At 68.1% G+C, this 16847-nt stretch carries 16 protein-coding genes; 5 read left to right on the top strand and 11 right to left on the bottom strand.

Going from position 1 to position 16847, the window contains the following annotated elements; translation table 11 throughout:
- Nucleotides 1-27: 27 nt before the first annotated feature.
- Together rpsN and rpmB are read right to left on the bottom strand one after the other, a co-directional pair.
- Nucleotides 28-333, bottom strand: a complete 306-nt coding sequence (gene rpsN, locus RIF23_RS13620; protein WP_310912867.1) for a 30S ribosomal protein S14 — start codon at nt 331-333, stop codon at nt 28-30.
- Nucleotides 334-337: 4 nt separating this feature from the next.
- Nucleotides 338-574 carry a 50S ribosomal protein L28 gene (gene rpmB / locus RIF23_RS13615; protein ID WP_310912866.1) on the bottom strand — a complete coding sequence of 79 codons (237 nt, stop codon included), beginning with the start codon at nt 572-574 and terminating at the stop codon, nt 338-340.
- A gap of 338 nt (nt 575-912) precedes the next feature.
- On the opposite strand from rpmB, the gene RIF23_RS13610 reads away from it, so the two are divergent.
- The gene (locus RIF23_RS13610; protein ID WP_310912865.1) at nt 913-1908 is read left to right on the top strand and encodes an LLM class flavin-dependent oxidoreductase; all 996 of its coding nucleotides are present in this window, start codon (nt 913-915) and stop codon (nt 1906-1908) included.
- 107 nt (nt 1909-2015) lie between these two features.
- Nucleotides 2016-2606: a Uma2 family endonuclease gene (locus RIF23_RS13605; protein ID WP_310912864.1), complete on the top strand. Its 591-nt coding sequence runs from the start codon at nt 2016-2018 to the stop codon at nt 2604-2606.
- A gap of 14 nt (nt 2607-2620) precedes the next feature.
- On the opposite strand, the gene RIF23_RS13600 is transcribed toward RIF23_RS13605, so the two are convergent.
- Complete coding sequence (locus tag RIF23_RS13600) at nt 2621-3001, bottom strand: hypothetical protein (protein ID WP_310912863.1); 381 nt, start codon at nt 2999-3001, stop codon at nt 2621-2623.
- Between the two features lie 117 nt (nt 3002-3118).
- On the opposite strand from RIF23_RS13600, the gene RIF23_RS13595 reads away from it, so the two are divergent.
- On the top strand, nt 3119-3955 hold the full coding sequence (locus tag RIF23_RS13595) for a helix-turn-helix domain-containing protein (protein ID WP_310912862.1): 837 nt from the start codon (nt 3119-3121) through the stop codon (nt 3953-3955).
- Nucleotides 3952-4158, top strand: a complete 207-nt coding sequence (locus tag RIF23_RS13590) for a DUF397 domain-containing protein (protein ID WP_310912861.1) — start codon at nt 3952-3954, stop codon at nt 4156-4158. The genes RIF23_RS13595 and RIF23_RS13590 overlap by 4 nt, the downstream gene beginning before the upstream one ends.
- Nucleotides 4159-4387: 229 nt before the next feature.
- On the opposite strand, the gene phnE is transcribed toward RIF23_RS13590, so the two are convergent.
- The 6 genes from phnE to RIF23_RS13560 all read right to left on the bottom strand — a co-directional run bounded on the left by phnE (nt 4388) and on the right by RIF23_RS13560 (nt 12477).
- A complete protein-coding gene (gene phnE / locus RIF23_RS13585) occupies nt 4388-6190 on the bottom strand; it encodes a phosphonate ABC transporter, permease protein PhnE (protein ID WP_310912860.1) in 1803 nt (600 codons plus the stop codon).
- A gap of 8 nt (nt 6191-6198) precedes the next feature.
- Nucleotides 6199-7053, bottom strand: coding sequence for a phosphonate ABC transporter ATP-binding protein (gene phnC / locus RIF23_RS13580; protein ID WP_310912859.1), 855 nt, complete (start codon nt 7051-7053; stop codon nt 6199-6201).
- A gap of 86 nt (nt 7054-7139) precedes the next feature.
- Nucleotides 7140-8105 (bottom strand): phosphate/phosphite/phosphonate ABC transporter substrate-binding protein, encoded by a 966-nt coding sequence (locus tag RIF23_RS13575; protein WP_310912858.1) that lies wholly within the window; start codon nt 8103-8105, stop codon nt 7140-7142.
- Between the two features lie 818 nt (nt 8106-8923).
- Complete coding sequence (locus tag RIF23_RS13570; RefSeq protein ID WP_310912857.1) at nt 8924-9454, bottom strand: GNAT family N-acetyltransferase; 531 nt, start codon at nt 9452-9454, stop codon at nt 8924-8926.
- 348 nt (nt 9455-9802) lie between these two features.
- The gene (gene aspS, locus RIF23_RS13565) at nt 9803-11581 is read right to left on the bottom strand and encodes an aspartate--tRNA ligase (protein ID WP_310912856.1); all 1779 of its coding nucleotides are present in this window, start codon (nt 11579-11581) and stop codon (nt 9803-9805) included.
- A gap of 206 nt (nt 11582-11787) precedes the next feature.
- A complete protein-coding gene (locus RIF23_RS13560) occupies nt 11788-12477 on the bottom strand; it encodes an MBL fold metallo-hydrolase (RefSeq protein WP_310912855.1) in 690 nt (229 codons plus the stop codon).
- A 392-nt stretch (nt 12478-12869) separates the two neighbouring features.
- Here RIF23_RS13560 and RIF23_RS13555 point away from each other — a divergent pair, with 392 nt between their 5' ends.
- The gene (locus RIF23_RS13555; RefSeq protein ID WP_310912854.1) at nt 12870-14099 is read left to right on the top strand and encodes a DUF349 domain-containing protein; all 1230 of its coding nucleotides are present in this window, start codon (nt 12870-12872) and stop codon (nt 14097-14099) included.
- 103 nt (nt 14100-14202) lie between these two features.
- Here the strand turns inward: RIF23_RS13555 and RIF23_RS13550 are convergent, their stop codons facing one another.
- Nucleotides 14203-14535: a cupin domain-containing protein gene (locus tag RIF23_RS13550; protein WP_310912853.1), complete on the bottom strand. Its 333-nt coding sequence runs from the start codon at nt 14533-14535 to the stop codon at nt 14203-14205.
- Between the two features lie 55 nt (nt 14536-14590).
- Nucleotides 14591-16771, bottom strand: coding sequence for a RelA/SpoT family protein (locus RIF23_RS13545; RefSeq protein WP_310912852.1), 2181 nt, complete (start codon nt 16769-16771; stop codon nt 14591-14593).
- Between the last annotated feature and the right edge of the window lie 76 nt (nt 16772-16847).

Raw genomic sequence — 16847 nt, 5'->3', positions numbered from 1 at the left:
CTGGTCAGCTCCGGTGCCGCACCGCGGTCACCAACTGGATTTGGTGATCCCGGGAAGTTCCCCGCGATGGGCCAACTCGCGAAACCGGATGCGGGAAACCCCGGCCTTGCGCAGGTATCCGCGGGGACGCCCGTCCACACTGTCGCGGTTGCGCACCCGGGTTCGGCTGGCGTCGCGGGGCTGCTTATTCAGCGTCTGCACGGCGGCGGCGCGAGTGTCGGCGTCGGTGTCGGGGTGGGCGATGAGGCGCTTCAGTTCCGCGCGACGTTCGGCGTACCGTTCGACCGTACGCTGCCGCTGGAGATTGCGCGCGATCTTGCTCTTCTTGGCCATGACGTCAGACCTTCCCGCCTCGCGCCCGGATCTCGGCAACGACGGGTTCGATGCCGCGCCGGTCGATGATCCGCATTCCTGCGGTGCTGAGTCGTAGCCGCACGAAACGGCCCTCGCTGGGCAGCCAGTAGCGCTTGTTCTGGATGTTGGGGTTGAAGCGGCGGCGGGTTCGCTGGTTGGAGTGGGAAACGTTGTTGCCGAAGCTCGGGTGTTTCCCGGTGACCTGACAGACGCGGGACACGGTGGCCTCCTTGGTCGCGGGTGCTCGGGTGGCGGGGTCCTCCGGTCGGGCCGCCGGAGCCGGCAACCCGCGGTCGGGCGGGATGACGCGGGCTGCCTGTGCCGCGAGGAGAATCCGGGGCACCGACCGGAGGGCGAAGGGCCGCGGGTGTCGCTGGGCACGGCCCACACCACCCAAGACTATAGAAAATGATAATCGTTATCAAACTACGGGCATGACACACGCAACCCGCGGCAGTGGAAATAGCGCCCGCCCGCGCGGGGTTGAGCGAACCGGAAGACCGGTTGCTGGGCCGCGCGCCCACCCCGCATCACTCGCCGTCCCGGAAAGGCCCGCTCGTGTCCGTACCCATCTCGATCCTGGACCTCGCCCACATCGCCGACGGCATGACGGTGCGCGACAGTCTGGACGCCAGTGTCACGATGGCCCGCCGCGCCGAGGAACTGGGCTACACCCGGGTCTGGTACGCCGAGCACCACAACATGAGCACGATCGCCTCCTCCGCCACCAGCGTGCTGATCAGCCACATCGCGGCGCATACCGAACGGATCAGGCTGGGCTCGGGCGGCGTCATGTTGCCCAACCATGCCCCGCTGACCATCGCCGAGCAGTTCGGCACCCTGGAGACCCTGCATCCCGGCCGGATCGACCTCGGTTTGGGCCGCGCCCCCGGGACGGACCAGGCGACCATGCGGGCGCTGCGTCGGGACGGCTCGGCGGCGGACAGCTTCCCGCAGGACGTCCTTGAACTCCAGGGTTACCTCACCGGAGAGTCCCGGATCCCGGGCGTGGCCGCGATCCCCGGCACGGGCACCAACGTGCCGTTGTACATCCTGGGATCCTCACTGTTCGGCGCGAAGCTGGCTGCCTCTCTGGGCCTGCCTTACGCCTTCGCCTCTCACTTCGCCCCGGCCGCGCTGGTGGATGCCGTGGCCGCCTACCGCGCGGAGTTCACCCCCTCGGTGCAGCTGGCCGAGCCCTACGTGATCGCGGGAATGAACGTTACCGCCGCCGACACGACCGAAGAGGCCCAGCAGCAGGCCCACCGTGCGCGGCGACGAATGGCGGTGCAGCTGCTGGCCGGTGGCAAGGCGTTGACGGACGAGGAGGCCGATGCCCTGTTGGCCTCCCGTGCCGGGCAGCGCATCCAGCAGATGGCCACCTACTCGGCCATCGGCACCGGCGCGGAGGCCATGGACTACCTGTCCTGGTTCGCCGGCTACGCCCGGGCGGATGAGGTTATTGTTGCGCACCAGGCCGGCGATCTCAATGCCCGGATGCGCTCGGTGGAGCTACTCTCCAAAGCCGCGGACCTACCCGCCACAGCCGCCTGAGGTTCGGCCGGGACGGACACAGCGCCACTCGGGCTGACGGCGTTTCCGTGGGGAAACTAACGGAGTTTCCCTAGGGAAACAGGTCGCTTGTAGATATCCTGAACAATATGAGCGCCGCTGAGGCCCTGCCCGACTGGGTGATTCCGCCGCCGGGAGGGTTCACCGCCGAAGAGTTCCTCGGCATGTCCGGCCTTCCACCACGCACCGAGTTGATCGACGGTAGCCTCGTCTTCGTAAGTCCGCAGGAGAAGTGGCACAGCCGCGTGATCAACCTGATCCTGCGGGAGTTGGACCGGCAGGCTCCTCCACACCTGCGGGCGGAGCGCGAGATGGCCCTGCGCATCGGCGCACGGCAGGTGCCCGAACCGGACATCCTCGTGGTCACGGCACAGGCCTACGACCGGGACAAGCCGAGCACCCACTACCTTCCGGCGGATGTGCACCTGGTGGTGGAGGCGGTGTCCCCGGACTCGGTGGATCGGGACCGGGACACCAAGCCCCCCAAGTACGCCGCGGCGGGGATCCCGCACTACTGGCGCGTGGAGAACGCCGCGGGCCGGGCCGTGGTATACGCCTACGAGCGTGACCCGGCCGCCACCGGATACGTTCCCACCGGCATTCACCACGACCGGCTCCAGGTCAGCGTGCCGTACCCGATCGACATCGACCTGACCGCGGTCGGTCGTCGCCTGGGCTGAGGCCACCGCGCCGCTCAGGCGGGTACGCGCTCCTCAATCTCGCGGAACAGCGGTTGGCTGCCGTCCCACACAATCAGCTCCTCGCGGTAACAGGTCTCCAGCGATGGTTCGAAACTGCACGCCTCGGACAGCTGGTGCCGCCAGCACGGACGCGGTGGCCGCAGCGGGATCCCCACCTCGGTGAGTTCCTCCTCCTCGACGAGGCCGTACTCCCCGCAGAACAGCCCGAAGGTGTCCCCACCCGCCAACATCTCGCGCATCCACGGGTACAGCTGATCGCGGAACTCCCCCGGTTCGCCCTCCTCCAGTCGCTCTAGCACCACCCAGCGCCAGGATGGAAGCCTGTTCAGGTTGGTGGGTGTGACGACCGAGCGGAGGAAGAAGACGGTTGGCATAGTGATCACTCCTGGTGTTGTGATGATTACCTCACTGTAGACTGACATATGACAGTAAGCAAGTGAATGCACAAGCTAGACATATGATTCTCCTTGGTATGTCCAGAAAGGTCGGCTATGGCCTACGCGGGAATTCGACATCGACGCCTGGGGAGCAAGCTCGCCGAGCTTCGCAAGCGAGCGGCGCTCAAGCAGACGGAGGTAACGGAGCAGCTCGGCTGGAACCAGGCCACTCTCGCGCGCTACGAACGTGGTGAGCGCGTCCCGAAACGCGCCATCATGTCCGAGCTGTTCGCGCTCTACGACGTCAGCGCGAACGAACGCGAGGAAGTCATGACCCTCTATCGCCTCGCCGAACGACCCAGCTGGTGGTACCCGTACCGGGACTTGCTTCAGCCTGAGTACGCGGCGCTCATCGACCTGGAGGCTGATGCGGCCGAGATCCGGACCTTCGAGATCCTGGTCCCGGGCCTGTTCCAGACTCCGGACTACGCCAGACATATCCTGCAATATGGCCCACAGGAGATCTCAACCGAAGAGGTCGAACGCCGGCTGGAACTGCGTATGGCTCGGCAGGAGATCCTGGATCAGGCAGACCGACCACGCCTACTCACCATCATGGACGAAGGAGCACTAGGCAGAGCCGTCGGTGGCAGAGCCGTGATGCATGCCCAGATAGATCACCTACTGCAACTGTCCAGGCAGGCTCGCACGTCAATCCAGGTGGTCCCGTATACGGCAGGAGCACATCCCGGCGCTTCGGGCAGCTTCACGTTGATTGACTGTGCAGGAACCAGAGTTGTTTACGTGGACACGATGGCTGGGCAACTGTACTTGGAGCGGAGCCCTGAAGTCACCACCTGCTCCCACGCCTTCGAGCAGCTCCTAGGATTCGCGTTGAATCCGAACGATTCAGCAGACCTCATGCGCCAGTACCTGAAGGAATACACGTGAAGTTGACATCCAGCTACAGTACGCAGCAGGGCGCCTGTGTCCAGGTGGAACAGGTCGGGGACGAGTTCCACGTCACCGACAGCAAGCACCCCGACCGCGGCCCCCACATCTACACCCGCACCGAATGGCGCGCCTTCCTCAACGGCGCCAAAAACGGCGAATTCGACTTCGACGTCTACCAGGACACCCCCGCCAACTCCTGACCCCACCAGGCGCCGGTAGCCCCTCCCCTCGGAGCTACCGGCGCCCCCGCGGAACACCGCCCAGGAACCCTCCCCCATCGGCCTTTACCAACCCCCATCGGCCTTTACCAACCCCCATCGGCTTCTCCCTACCTCCAGTGTCTGGGGGACACCCCGAGACGGCATTACCGCCCTGGGGCCACCCAGGCCCCGACCGGGGCGGGCCGATGACGGGGCGGGCGCCGCAGCGTCACCGGGCTGCCCCGACGCTGCGGCGCAGCCACATGGCCAGCACCTCCACGGCCATCACCACGGCGAACAGCAGGAGCACAATGAAGGTGACGACGCCGAACTCCAGCACCCGCGCGGCGTTGAGCAGGTAGAAACCGATGCCGCCCGCGCCGACGATACCGAGCAGGGTGGCAGAGCGGATATTCACGTCCAGCTGGTACAGCAGATGGGCGACGAAGGCGGGCAGCGCCTGGGGCAGAGTGGCGCCGAAGAACACCTGAGTTCGGCTGGCTCCGGTGGTGCGCAGGGCCTGTTCGGAGCCAGGGTCGACCTCCTCAACCGAATCGGCAACCAGTTTGCCGAGCAGGCCCACGGCGCCGATGGCCAGGGCCAGCGTTCCCGCAACCGGGCCGAGACCGATCATCACCACGAAGACGATAGCGAGGATCAGTTCCGGGACACCGCGCACGAACACGATGAACATCCGCAAGGTCTGGGCGATACGCGCATTCGGGGCGACGTTGCGCGCGGCCAACACGCCCACGGGCAGGGCAAGGATCGCGCCCAGCAGGGTCGCGGCCAGGGCGATCTGAACCGTCACGAGTAGGGCGTCCAGGAGGGCGGGCAGGATGCCGCCGTGTTCGGGAGGCCAGAATCGCTGGAGCGCATCCACAGCGTCGGCGCCGGCTCCGGCGATCCCGCTGAGCTCGCGGGCCACGGGCAACAGCGCGGCGGCAACCACTCCCAGTGCGATGGCCACATATCCGGTGCGAAGCACGCGGCGCGCGGTCCAGGGTGGGCGGGTCCGTCCAACGCGCAGGGCCGCGGCGGAGTCCGCGCGGGGATCACCGCCCCTCGGCGATGGCCGCTGGGGTTCACCTGTGCGGCGGCGGGGCCGCACCGTGCGGCTGAGGAACCCCGTCAGGCCCGTCGGCGCCGCACCAGCCGCTGCGGGCCCCAGGACGGCGCGGCGCACCGCACCCGAGATCAGCTCCATCGCCACGCACAGCACCAGCACCACCAGCGCCAGTGCCATACCGCGCTGGTAGTCCATGATCTCCAATGCCTGGGAGATCGCAAGTCCGATGCCGCCCACGCCGACGAAACCCAACAGCACCGAGATGCGCAGGTTAATGTCCAGCCGGTGCATGGCGGTGGCAACGAACGCCGGAACGACCTGCGGAATCACTCCGGCACGCAGTTCCTGCCGGCGACCGGCGCCGGTGGCGCGGATGGCTGTCCGCGGCCCCTCGTCGATCTGTTCGACAGCGTCAGCGTAGAGCTTGGCGACCATCCCCACCGAATGCAGCCCCATCGCCAGCACCCCGGTGAGGGCGCCCAGGCCGAAGATGCGCAGAAACACGATGGCCAGCACCAGATCCGGGATGGCACGGCTGATCACGATGAGGGCGCGGGCTGCGTAACGCACCGAGGGGTTGGGGGTGGTGTTGGCGGCGGCCCAGATCGCGACGGGGACGCTCAGCAGAACCGAAAGCAGGGTCGCAGCGATGACAATGGCCAGGGTTTCACCGACCAGGCCGGCGATCTCGGCGGCAGGGGGAAAGTCCAGGGGAAGCATGCGGCCCAGGAAGTCCGCGGCGTTGTCGGCGCTGTCGAGAAGGGTTGCGGCATTGATCCGCAGCTCGACCAGGGACCACACGCCAGCCGCGAGGAGCGCCACAACGGCCAACGCCGCGGCAACGGTGTTGGGGCGGGGCGTGGCCAGTGTGCGCCGGGGCGCCAGCGGCCCGGGCGGGTGTGGCTGGGGGTGCTCAGGCTGGCCTGCACCGGTGGAGCCGGGCGCCCTGGTGGCCTGCGTCATTCCGGTACTCACCTCGCTGCGCCTTCTCCGGCGGGTGCGGCGCTGGGACCGGCCAGGGACCCACCGGCCGGCTCGGGATCCAGGTGTACGCCCACCCGGGAGTACACCGCCATCGCGTCGGCGCGCCGCAGCCCGGCGGTGGGGGTGTCCAGCACGACGGCTCCGGTGCGCAGGCCGATCACCCGGTCGCCCCAGCCCAGGGCCAGATCGACCTGGTGCAGGCTACACAACACGGTGAGACGGTCCTCGGTGGCGACGCGACGGATCAGGTCCAAGACCTGGGCGGCGGTCTCGGGGTCCAGGGAGGCCACAGGTTCGTCAGCGAGGAGAATCTCTGGCTGTTGCACGAGGGCGCGGGCAACCGCGACCCGTTGCTGTTGACCACCGGAGAGAGTGTCGGCCCGTTGGAAGGCCCGGTCGGCCATGCCCACCCGATCGAGCTGCTCCAGGGCCTGGGTGCGCACGGTTCGCGGGTAGGTCACGAGACCCAGCCGCGGGCCCCGAAGGCGCCCCAAGGCCCCGGTGCAGACGTTCTCCAACACGGTCAGCGGCCCCACCAAGTGAAACTGTTGGAACACGAACCCGACGCGGCGGCGTAGCCGACGCAGCGTACGGGTTCCGGCGGCACCGACGTCGACGCCGAGCACCGTGACCTCACCCGACGTGGGTAGTTGCAGCCCGTCGACGTGCCGGAGCAGGGTTGACTTTCCCGAACCGGACAGGCCGAGCAGGATCGCGACCTCGCCCGGGGTGACGGTGAGTGAAACGTCGTCGAGCGCGGTCACGGTCGGGGTGAAGTGTTTGCTGACGCCACTGAACCGGATGGCCGGCTGCGGCTGGGCGATGTGGGTGTGCGCGTCCATGTACGTTCCCGTTCTGGGGCGGGGCGGCGGGCACGGACGGGGCCGCCGCCCCGCCGCCCGATGTGCCGGTTCGGCCGGGCGGCAGGTCAGCCGGCCTCGGGGTCCTCGCACTGGGGGGCACCAGTGGTTTCACAGACCTCCTCCAGGCCGTCGAAGAAGTCGTCGGGCACCGGTTCCCACCCCCAGATCGCCTGGTCGCTGAGGTCGCAGTCCTCCTCGGAGGGGCAGTAGCCGTTGGCGGAGAGATACTCGACGTTGGCCTTCTCGGCGAAAGCGTCCATCACCGTGGTGTACAGCTCGTCGTCCAGACCACCGTGCACGACCATGGGGGCGCTGGTGATGGTCTCGGACTCCCAGACCACCTTCAGCTCGCCCTCCTCCAGATCACCGCCCTCGATGAGAACCTCGTCGACCATGCTGTCGAAGGCGAACCCGGCGTCACAGTCACCACTCGCCACCGAAATGGCCGAGGCGTCGTGGCCGCCGGCCATGACCTCCTCATAGTCGCCCTCGTCGAGTCCGGCCTCGATGAGGCCCGCCAGCGGGTACATGTAGCCCGACGCCGAGTTGGCGTCGACGAAGCAGACCTCCCTGTCCGCGAAATCCGCCAGCTCCTCAATGTCGGAGTCCGCGGGCGCCAGGCCGTAGGAGACGTAGCCGGGGGGTTCGCCCTCCTCCTGGATCATCACACCGGCCACGTTCACATCGGCGCCGCCCTGCTCGGCCAGGTAGTACGCGAACGGCCCGTACTGGGCGATGTGGATCTGTCCGCTGCGCTGCGCCTCGATGACCGCCGCGTAGTCGGTGGCCGACTCGAACTCGACATCCTTTCCGGTTTCGTCGGCCAGCATCTCGATGATCGGGTCGTAGCTCTGTTGCAGCCCGGTGGCCTCTTCGGCCGGTACCGCACCGATCACCAGCGTGTCCGGATCGAGCTGGTCACCGTCGCCCTCGGAGTCGGGCTCGGCTGCGCTCTGCCCGCACGCCGCGAGCAGCAGGACGGTTGCACTCAGCGCGGCCGTGACGAGGCCGCGACACCTGTACTGCACCATTCGGGGGATCCTTCCCGTGCTCCCACCGCGCCGCTGGCAGGGGAAACGTCGGTTATGTGCCTGATGTCGCCCCCATGCTGGTGATCGGGATCGATCGCGTGGAAACCATGATTCGACCGTGCGGTAAAGCCCTCGTGACATCCGTGCGGCGGAGATCGGGCACGATCCGCCGACCTGAGCGCGCGTGGGTGTGGTGCCGGCGGGGTCCCCGTGGTCGCGTTGGGTCGGGCCGGGGTGGGTTGCCCTAGGGGCGTATTGGCATATCGGGGTCAGCCCCCACACCATGAGCGCCACTGGAAGCCACTGGGGGTGTGCAACGGCCGATGGGGGCGACAGGGACCGCGCCCCACGACCTACCGCGCCCCCACTCCGCTGGCCACCGTGGAGGAAAAAGCGAGCTCCCCGGCAGCGAGATGCGCCCCACGATCACCGGCACCCCATCCCGCTGGCCGTCGTGCGGGGGAGCGCCCCGGAAACAGGACACCACCGGTGACCACCAGGGCGCGATGCCGCCGGCGGCCGAGACGGCGCGTGCAGGCAACCAATCACCGTCACCCGCATGTTCCCCGGGGAGCCCAGGACTCGGGCGCCCCCTCAAGCCGCGCCGTGGGCGTTCCTGCACACCCGGAAACGCTCCCCGCACCCCGACCCCCGGGTGGATGCGGGTCGTTCCCTCTAGCCTCACCTGGGCGGATCGGCGCGCAGCAGCGCAGCCCCATGCGGCATCCGGGGAGAGTGCCCGGTTCCCGGCCTGCGACCACGCCCACCGAGGCGGCCGCACCAACACCCCACCCCGCAGACACTCCAAACACCACGCTCTAGCCGGACGCCCCCGTGGGCAGGTGGTACCAGCAGGTTTCGCCGTCCTCGTCCACCAGGCTGCCGCCGCTCTTCTCGATCACACGCCGGGAGGCCACGTTGATGACATCGCACGTCATAAGGGCGGGATCAATTCCGAGTTTCGCCGCCCACGGCAGAGCGGCCCGCAGCATCGCGGTGGCGTGCCCGCGTCCCCGCGCGCTGGGACGAACCTCGTAGCCGAGGTGTCCGCCGTGACTGCGCAGGGCATCGCTGAGCTCGTGCCGGATCGATACGCGACCCAGGTATTCCTCCCCCTCGACCCACCACAGGGCCGTGGCCGTCACGGCGCCGGGCCAGGGCGGTTCGTGGGCCTCGGCGTGGCGTTGGGCCACATAGCCAGCGAAGTCGGACCGGATCCGCGCCAACGGAATGTCCACACGGTCACTGTCCGGGCGGAAGGGAGCGCCCGCGGCCAGGGGGTCAGGCTCCCCCAGCGCGGCCAGGAAGGAGTCCCGGTAGCGGACATCGGGATATACAAGATGGGGCATCGTGCTCATGGTGCCGGGGCAGCGCGCACGGCGCCACCACATTCGGGCCGTTGCCGACCCAATGGCCACATCGGGCCACACTGCATCACCAACGGCTCATGCGGCCCCGGGCCGTCGACGACGCGGTGTTCAACCGCGCCCCACCCCGTCCGGGGGCTAACCACCCCCGACCTCCTCCATCCTCACGAATTCCATCGTGGGGTTGTCCAGCCTCAGTTGCCATGTCTACCCCCGCCCCTGTGGACGGGCAGGGGACATCTGCCGCCTGCGGCGGGAGGATGATGCCGGTTCCGGGCACACGTGCCCCGCAGCCCGGAACCGGCATCGACGCAGCACGGACCCGGCGGGCTAGGCTCCCGGGTCGGTAGCGCTGGCAGTACCGGCCGTGGTGCCCGCGTCCTCCTCCGGGGTGGCGTCCATGCCGGCTTCGGCGCGCTGTGCGGCCGTGATCGGCGTCGGCGCACCGGTGAGCGGATCCCCGCCCGAGGCGGTCTTGGGGAAGGCGATCACGTCACGGATGGATCCAGCACCGGCCAACAGCGCCACGATCCGATCCCAGCCGAAGGCGATCCCGCCGTGCGGCGGTGGACCGTAGCGGAATGCCTCCAGCAGGAACCCGAACTTGGAGCGGGCCTCCTGCTCGTCGATACCCAACACGTCGAACACGCGCTGCTGCACGTCCCACCGGTGGATACGGATCGACCCACCCGCAATCTCCGAGCCGTTGCACACCAGATCGTAGGCGTAGGCCAGGGCGTTGCCCGGGTCGTCGGCGAACTTTTCCGCCCATTCCGGCTTGGGTCCGGTGAAGGGATGATGCACCGGGGTCCAGCCGCCGTTGCCGTCCTCGGCGAACATGGGCGCGTCCACGATCCACACGAAGGACCACTGGCTGGTGTCGATCAGGCCCAGCCGCTGTCCGATCTCCAGCCGGGCCGCCCCCAGCAGCTCCTGGGCTTCGGTGCGGCCACCGGCCGCGAAGAAGATCGCGTCACCTGGCGTGGCTCCGACCGCGGCCGCCAGACCGTCCCGCTCGGCCGTGGAGAGATTCTTGGCCACCGGGCCACCGAGGGTGCCGTCCTGCTGCACCAGCACATAGGCGAGCCCCTTGGCACCACGGGCCTTGGCCCAGTCCTGCCAGCCGTCCAACTCCTTACGGGTCTGCTCCGCACCGCCGGGCATGACCACGGCCCCGACGTAGGGCGCCTGGAACACCCGAAACGACGTCTGGGCGAAGTATCCGGTCAGTTCGGTGAGCTCCTGACCGAAGCGCAGATCGGGCTTGTCTGAGCCGAAGCGGTCCATTGCCTCGAAGAACGGCATCCGCGGGATCGGCCGCGCGATGTCGTAGCCCAGCAGTTCGGACCACAGCCGCGCCACCAGGTCCTCGCTCACCGCGATCACGTCGTCCTGGTCGACGAAGCTCATCTCCACGTCGATCTGGGTGAACTCCGGCTGCCGGTCGGCGCGGAAATCCTCGTCCCGGAAGCAGCGCGCGATCTGGTAGTAGCGCTCGATCCCCCCAACCATCAGCAGCTGCTTGAACAGCTGCGGGGACTGCGGAAGCGCGTAGAACCGACCCGGCTGGAGCCGCACCGGGACGAGGAAGTCCCGCGCCCCCTCCGGCGTGGAGCGGGTCAGGTAGGGGGTTTCGATGTTGGTGAAGTCGTGCTCGCGAAGCACATCGTGCACCAGATAGCTGGCCTGGGACCGCACGCGCAGCGCGTTGGCCGTCGCGCCGTCCCGCATGTCCAGATACCGGTAGGTCAGCCGGGTCTCCTCGGCGACGTCGGCAGCGTCGTCCAGCTGGAACGGCAGCGGTGCGGCCTCGCTGAGCACCTCGATCTCGTCGGCGACCACCTCGATGTCGCCGGTGGCGATCTCCGGGTTCTCGTTACCGTCCGGCCGGACCCGCACCCGCCCCGACACCCGCAGGCAGTACTCGGCGCGGAGGTCGTGCGCAAGGTCGTCCTCCCGAACCACGACCTGCACCACCCCGGAAGCTTCGCGCAGGTCCAGGAACACGACCCCGCCGTGGTCGCGGCGGCGCGCCACCCAGCCGGCGAGAACGACGGTCTCCTCGGCGTGGGCCGCGCGTAGCGTCCCCGCCTGATGTGTGCGGATCAACGGTGCTCTCCCTCACGTGTGCATGCGACATCCTGCGAATCCTGGCCCCGGGCGGGGCAGCCGGACCTCAATCGGGCCCGGCGCCGCTATCTCGTGCGGCGGCGGGGTACGCCAGAACGGGAGGGGTGAGCGAGCAACACATGGGCCGCACGGGGCTCCGCCAGGTCAATCGAGGTGTCTGAACAGGTCAGCCGTGAGGATACCGCTCAGGCGATGTCAGTGAGAAACGGATTCCCCGCCCGCTCCTGGGCCAGGGTAGTGCGCGGCCCATGCCCGGGCAGCACCACAGTGTCTCCGTCTCCGTCTCCGTCTGCGGCTGCGTCTGCGGGGTGGGTTGCCAGGACCCGCCGCAGGCTGTCGAGTATCGCAGAGTGGTCCCCACCCGGAAAGTCGGTGCGTCCGATCGAACCCGCGAACAGTAGATCCCCGGTGCACAGATGGCCGGGAAGCACGTACTGCACTGATCCGGGGGTGTGCCCGGGAACGTGCTCTACCCCGATACTCATCCCGGCCAGGTCCAGACGGTCACGCTGGTCGAGTTCCACGATCCGCTCGGGTGGACGAAGCTGCTGCCCACCGGTCAACGCGGACAGCTGTGCCGCAATATCCGGGGTGAGGCCATGGGTGGGGTCGTGCAACAGCACACGGTCCGCCGAGTGGACGTAAACGTCCACGTCGTAGGTGTCCGACAGTTCCGCAGCCGACCACACGTGGTCGAAGTGGCCGTGGGTCAGCAACACCGCCTGCGGGGCGAGCTGGTGGCGCTGCACCAGCTCGGCCACACCCGAAGTGGCGTCCTGCCCGGGGTCGACGATGACACAGGGTCCCCCCGGCTCGGGGGCCAGGACGTAGCAGTTGGCGGCGAGCAGTCCGGCGGGAAACTCCAGCACGAGCACGGTGGGTACTGACCTCGGCTTTCCGTGGAATCGGGACGGGTGGGAACCTGGAAACGAGCCTACCGAGGCGACATCCGGGGCCAGGACCGGGGCAGGGTGTCCGGCCGGCGCCGGCACCGCATCACCTTTCGGTCACCACCGGGCCACCAGCTCTTTGCGAATCGGCGCGGCGGTGAAATATTGGGCCATGCCCGTAACGTGGATCCGGCATGGACCCGCTGGTCGCCTCGGTTGGGTCGCCGGAACGAATGCGGTGTGTCGACAAACTGCACGGTCCGAACACGCGGATCCATCGCTCGGCGGGCAGACAGCTGCGTCTTCCGAGACGTCGGGAGGCGACTACGATCAGTGGGACTGGCTACCGGCCAGAACCCGGACAGCAGGAGGACACGGTGACCACGGACCCCTGGGGCCGCGTAGACGACGACGGAACGGTCTATGTGCGCACGAGCTCGGGCGAGCGCGTCGTCGGGTCGTGGCAGGCCGGCGCTCCGGAGGAAGCACTCGCGTTCTTCCGGCGCAAGTATGACGCGCTGGTGACCGAGGTCGAACTGCTGGAGCAGCGGCTCACCAACACGGACCTGTCGGCCGCCCAGGCCCAGTCCAGCATCGATCGTCTGCGCTCCTCGGTGCAGGGCGCGAACGCGGTCGGTGACCTGGAGGCTCTGGAGCGTCGGCTGGACGCTCTCGCGGAAACGGCCGAACAGCGCCGCGCCGCCCAACGGGAGGCCCAGGAACAGGCGCGCACCGAGGCGCGGGAAATCAAGGAGCGTATCGTCGCCGAGGCCGAGCGTGTCGCGGAGGAAACCACCCACTGGAAGTCCGGTGGGGAGCGGATGCGGCAACTCATCGACGAGTGGAAGGCCGCTCCGCGGACCGAACGTTCGGTAGAGCAGGCACTGTGGAAACGGATGTCCGCGGCGCGCAACGCCTTCTCCAAACGCCGTAAGGCCTACTTCGCCAACCTGGACCAGCAGCGGGAACGGATCCGGGTGGAAAAGGAGAAGCTGGTCGCCGAGGCGGAGGCGTTGCAGGACTCCACGGACTGGGGAGAGACAGCCAGCCGGTACCGGGAACTCATGCAGCAGTGGAAAGCTGCCGGCCGGGCCGACCGGTCCGCCGAGGACGAGCTGTGGGCTCGGTTCAAGGGTGCACAGGACGTGTTCTTTCAGGCCCGCTCCGCGGCCTTCGCCGAGCGGGACGCCGAGCTTCAGGACAACGCCCGGGCCAAGGAGCAGTTGTTGGAGGAGGCCAAACAGCTCCTCCCGGTGCAGAATCCACGCCGGGCCCGCAGCCAGCTGCGCGACCTCAAGGAACGCTGGGACGCCGCGGGCCCGGTGCCGCGCGACTCCCGGGACCAGCTGGAGGGGGCGTTCCGTAAGATCGAGGAGACCGTGCGCAAGGCCGAGGAACAGGAGTGGCAGCGCACCAACCCCGAGGCGCGGGCGCGCGCCCAGGACACGGTGGACCAGCTCCGCCAGTCCATTGAGCAGCTGGAGCAGCAGGTGGAGAAGGCCCGGGCCTCGGGCAACGAACGCAAGCTGCGGGAAGCCAGTGAGTCGTTGGAGACGCGGCGGGCGTGGCTGGCCGAAGCGGAGAAGACCCTCCAGGAGATGAACTAGCGCCTGCGCGGAGGATCCCACGTCGTCCGTGGTGGTCGTGTGGCCAGTGTTGAGCCTGGTTGTCCCGCTCAACGCCAGGCACACGACCACGGTCGTGGTGCGTTCAGCGGGACTTGGCCACGGTGAGCAGGACGGCGGCGTCAGTGATCGCTTCCAACGCGTGGTCGGCCTCTGGCAGCGGCAGGAAGTCTCCGTCCCGTGCCTCCCAGGTGTGCTCCCCCATGGCCATCCGGACCCGGCCCCGCACGACCTGGAGTGTGCCCTCCCCCGGGTTGGGATGCTCGCCGAGCCCGTAGCCGGCCAGCAGCGCGATCACCGTCTGCCGCAGGGTGCGATCGTGTCCACCGAAGATCGTCTCCGAGCTGCGCCCCGCCGAGGACAGCTTCGCACGCTCGAGATGCAGCCGGGCCAGCGCGTCCAGCGAGAGCTTCTTCATGGGGCAAGTGTGCCCGCCCACACCCCGCGCGGTCCCGATGCCACGCCCACCGGGCTCAGTTGCGCACCCGGTACACGTCATAGACCCCGTCGATCGTGCGTACGGCCTTGAGCACGCTGCCCAGGTGCGTGGGGTCAGCCATCTCGAAGGTGAACCGGCTCAACGCCACCCGGTCCCGGCTGGTCTGAACCGACGCGGAGAGAATGTTGACGTGCTGGTCCGAAAGCACCCGGGTCACGTCCGACAGCAGCCGGGTTCGGTCCAGCGCTTCCACCTGGAGGGCCACCAGGAACATCGAGTCCTCGGTGGGCTGCCACTGCACGTCGACCATGCGTTCCCGGTCCAGTGAGCGGGTGTTAACACAGTCCGCGCGGTGCACCGAAACCCCGTTGCCCCGGGTGACGAAACCAACGATCTCGTCGCCGGGAACCGGAGTGCAGCACTTGGACAGCCGCGCCCACACGTCGGCATCCCCGTCGACCACGACCCCGGGGTTGCCCGTGGGGCGCTGTCGCCGCTGCTGCCGGGTCGGCATGGATGTTTCGGCGATATCCTCCTCAGCGCTCTCCAAGCCGCCAAGGGAGTCCACCAGCTTCTGCACGACGTTCTGGGCACTGGTGTGCCCCTCCCCCACCGCGGCGTACAGCGCCGAAACGTCCGCGTAGCGCATGTCCCGGGCCAGCGCGATCAGCGCCTCCCCGGTGAGCAACCGTTTGATCGGCAGCTCCTGCTTGCGCATCACCTTGGCGATGGCGTCCTTACCTCGCTCGATCGAGGCTTCCCGCCGCTCCTTGGTGAACCACTGCCGAATCTTGTTGCGGGCCCGTGCGCTCTTGACGAAACTCAGCCAGTCCCGGCTCGGCCCCGCATCCGGCGATTTCGACGTGACGATCTCCACGGTCTCACCGTTGCTGAGTTCCGAGTCCAGGGTGACCAGCTTGCCGTTCACCCGGGCGCCAACCGTGCGGTGTCCCACCTCGGTGTGCACGGCGTAGGCGAAGTCCACGGGGGTGGCCCCCTGGGGCAGGGAGATCACGTCTCCCTGCGGGGTGAAGACGAACACCTCCTGTACGGACAGGTCGAAACGCAGCGACTCCAGGAACTCCCCCGGGTCCTGCACCTCCTGCTGCCAGTCCAGCAGCTGACGCAGCCACTCCATATCGCCGCGCTTGCCACTGGACGAGCCCGAACTGGCCCCGGCCTTCGCGTCGTCCTTGTACTTCCAGTGGGCGGCGATGCCGTATTCGGCTCGGCGATGCATGGCGAAGGTTCGGATCTGCAACTCCACGGGGTTGCCTTCCGGCCCGATCACCGTGGTGTGCAGGGACTGGTACATGTTGAACTTCGGCATCGCGATGTAGTCTTTGAACCGCCCGGGAACGGGGTTCCACCGGGCGTGGATGGTTCCCAAGGCGGCGTAACAGTCGCGGACGCTGTCCACCAGGACGCGGATCCCCACCAGGTCGTAGATCTCGTCGAACCCGCAGTCGCGGGCGATCATCTTCTGGTAGATCGAATAGTAGTGCTTGGGCCTGCCCTTGACGGTGGCCTTGATCTTGGCTCCGGCGAGGTCCGTCGACACCGCCTCGATGACGTCCTGAAGGTAGACGTCACGGCGGGGTGCACGCTCGGAGACGAGCCGCGCGATCTCGTCGAAACGTTTCGGATACAGCGTGGCGAAGGCCAGATCCTCCAGCTCCCACTTGATGGTGTTCATCCCCAGTCGGTGGGCCAGCGGAGCGAAAATCTCCAGGGTTTCTCGGGCCTTGGCATCCTGCTTTGCGGCGGGCAGGTGCCGCAGCGTGCGCATATTGTGCAGCCGGTCGCACAGTTTGATAACCAGCACCTTGATGTCCCGCGACATGGCCACGACCATCTTGCGGACGGTCTCGGCCTGGGTGGCCTCACCATAGGTCACCTTGTCCAGCTTGGTGACCCCGTCCACCAGCTCGGCGATCTCGTCGCCGAAGTCGTCGCGCAGGTCCTCCAGACGGTAGTTGGTGTCCTCCACCGTGTCGTGCAGCAGCGCCGCGGCCAGGGTCGGTTCCTGCATTCCCAGCTCGGCGAGGATGGTGGCGACCGCCAGCGGATGCGTGATGTACTCTTCACCGCTCTTGCGGGTTTGCCCGGCGTGTTGGCGCTCGGCGACCGCATAGGCGCGTTCCAGGAGTGCCACGTCGACCTTGGGGTGCGTGGCCCGCACGGTCTTGACCAGAGGCTCGAGTACCGGATTCATGCCTACCCCCCGCTGGGTACGACGTCGTGTGCAGCCACGCCGCACCGTCGCGGCCGGCCCGCAGGGTTACCTGTAC

It is taken from the genome of Lipingzhangella rawalii (genome assembly GCF_031628175.1).
Lineage (GTDB): Bacteria > Actinomycetota > Actinomycetes > Streptosporangiales > Streptosporangiaceae > Lipingzhangella_A > Lipingzhangella_A rawalii.
Note: the sequence above shows the minus strand (reverse complement) of the source record. Positions and strands in the feature narration are given on the sequence as shown.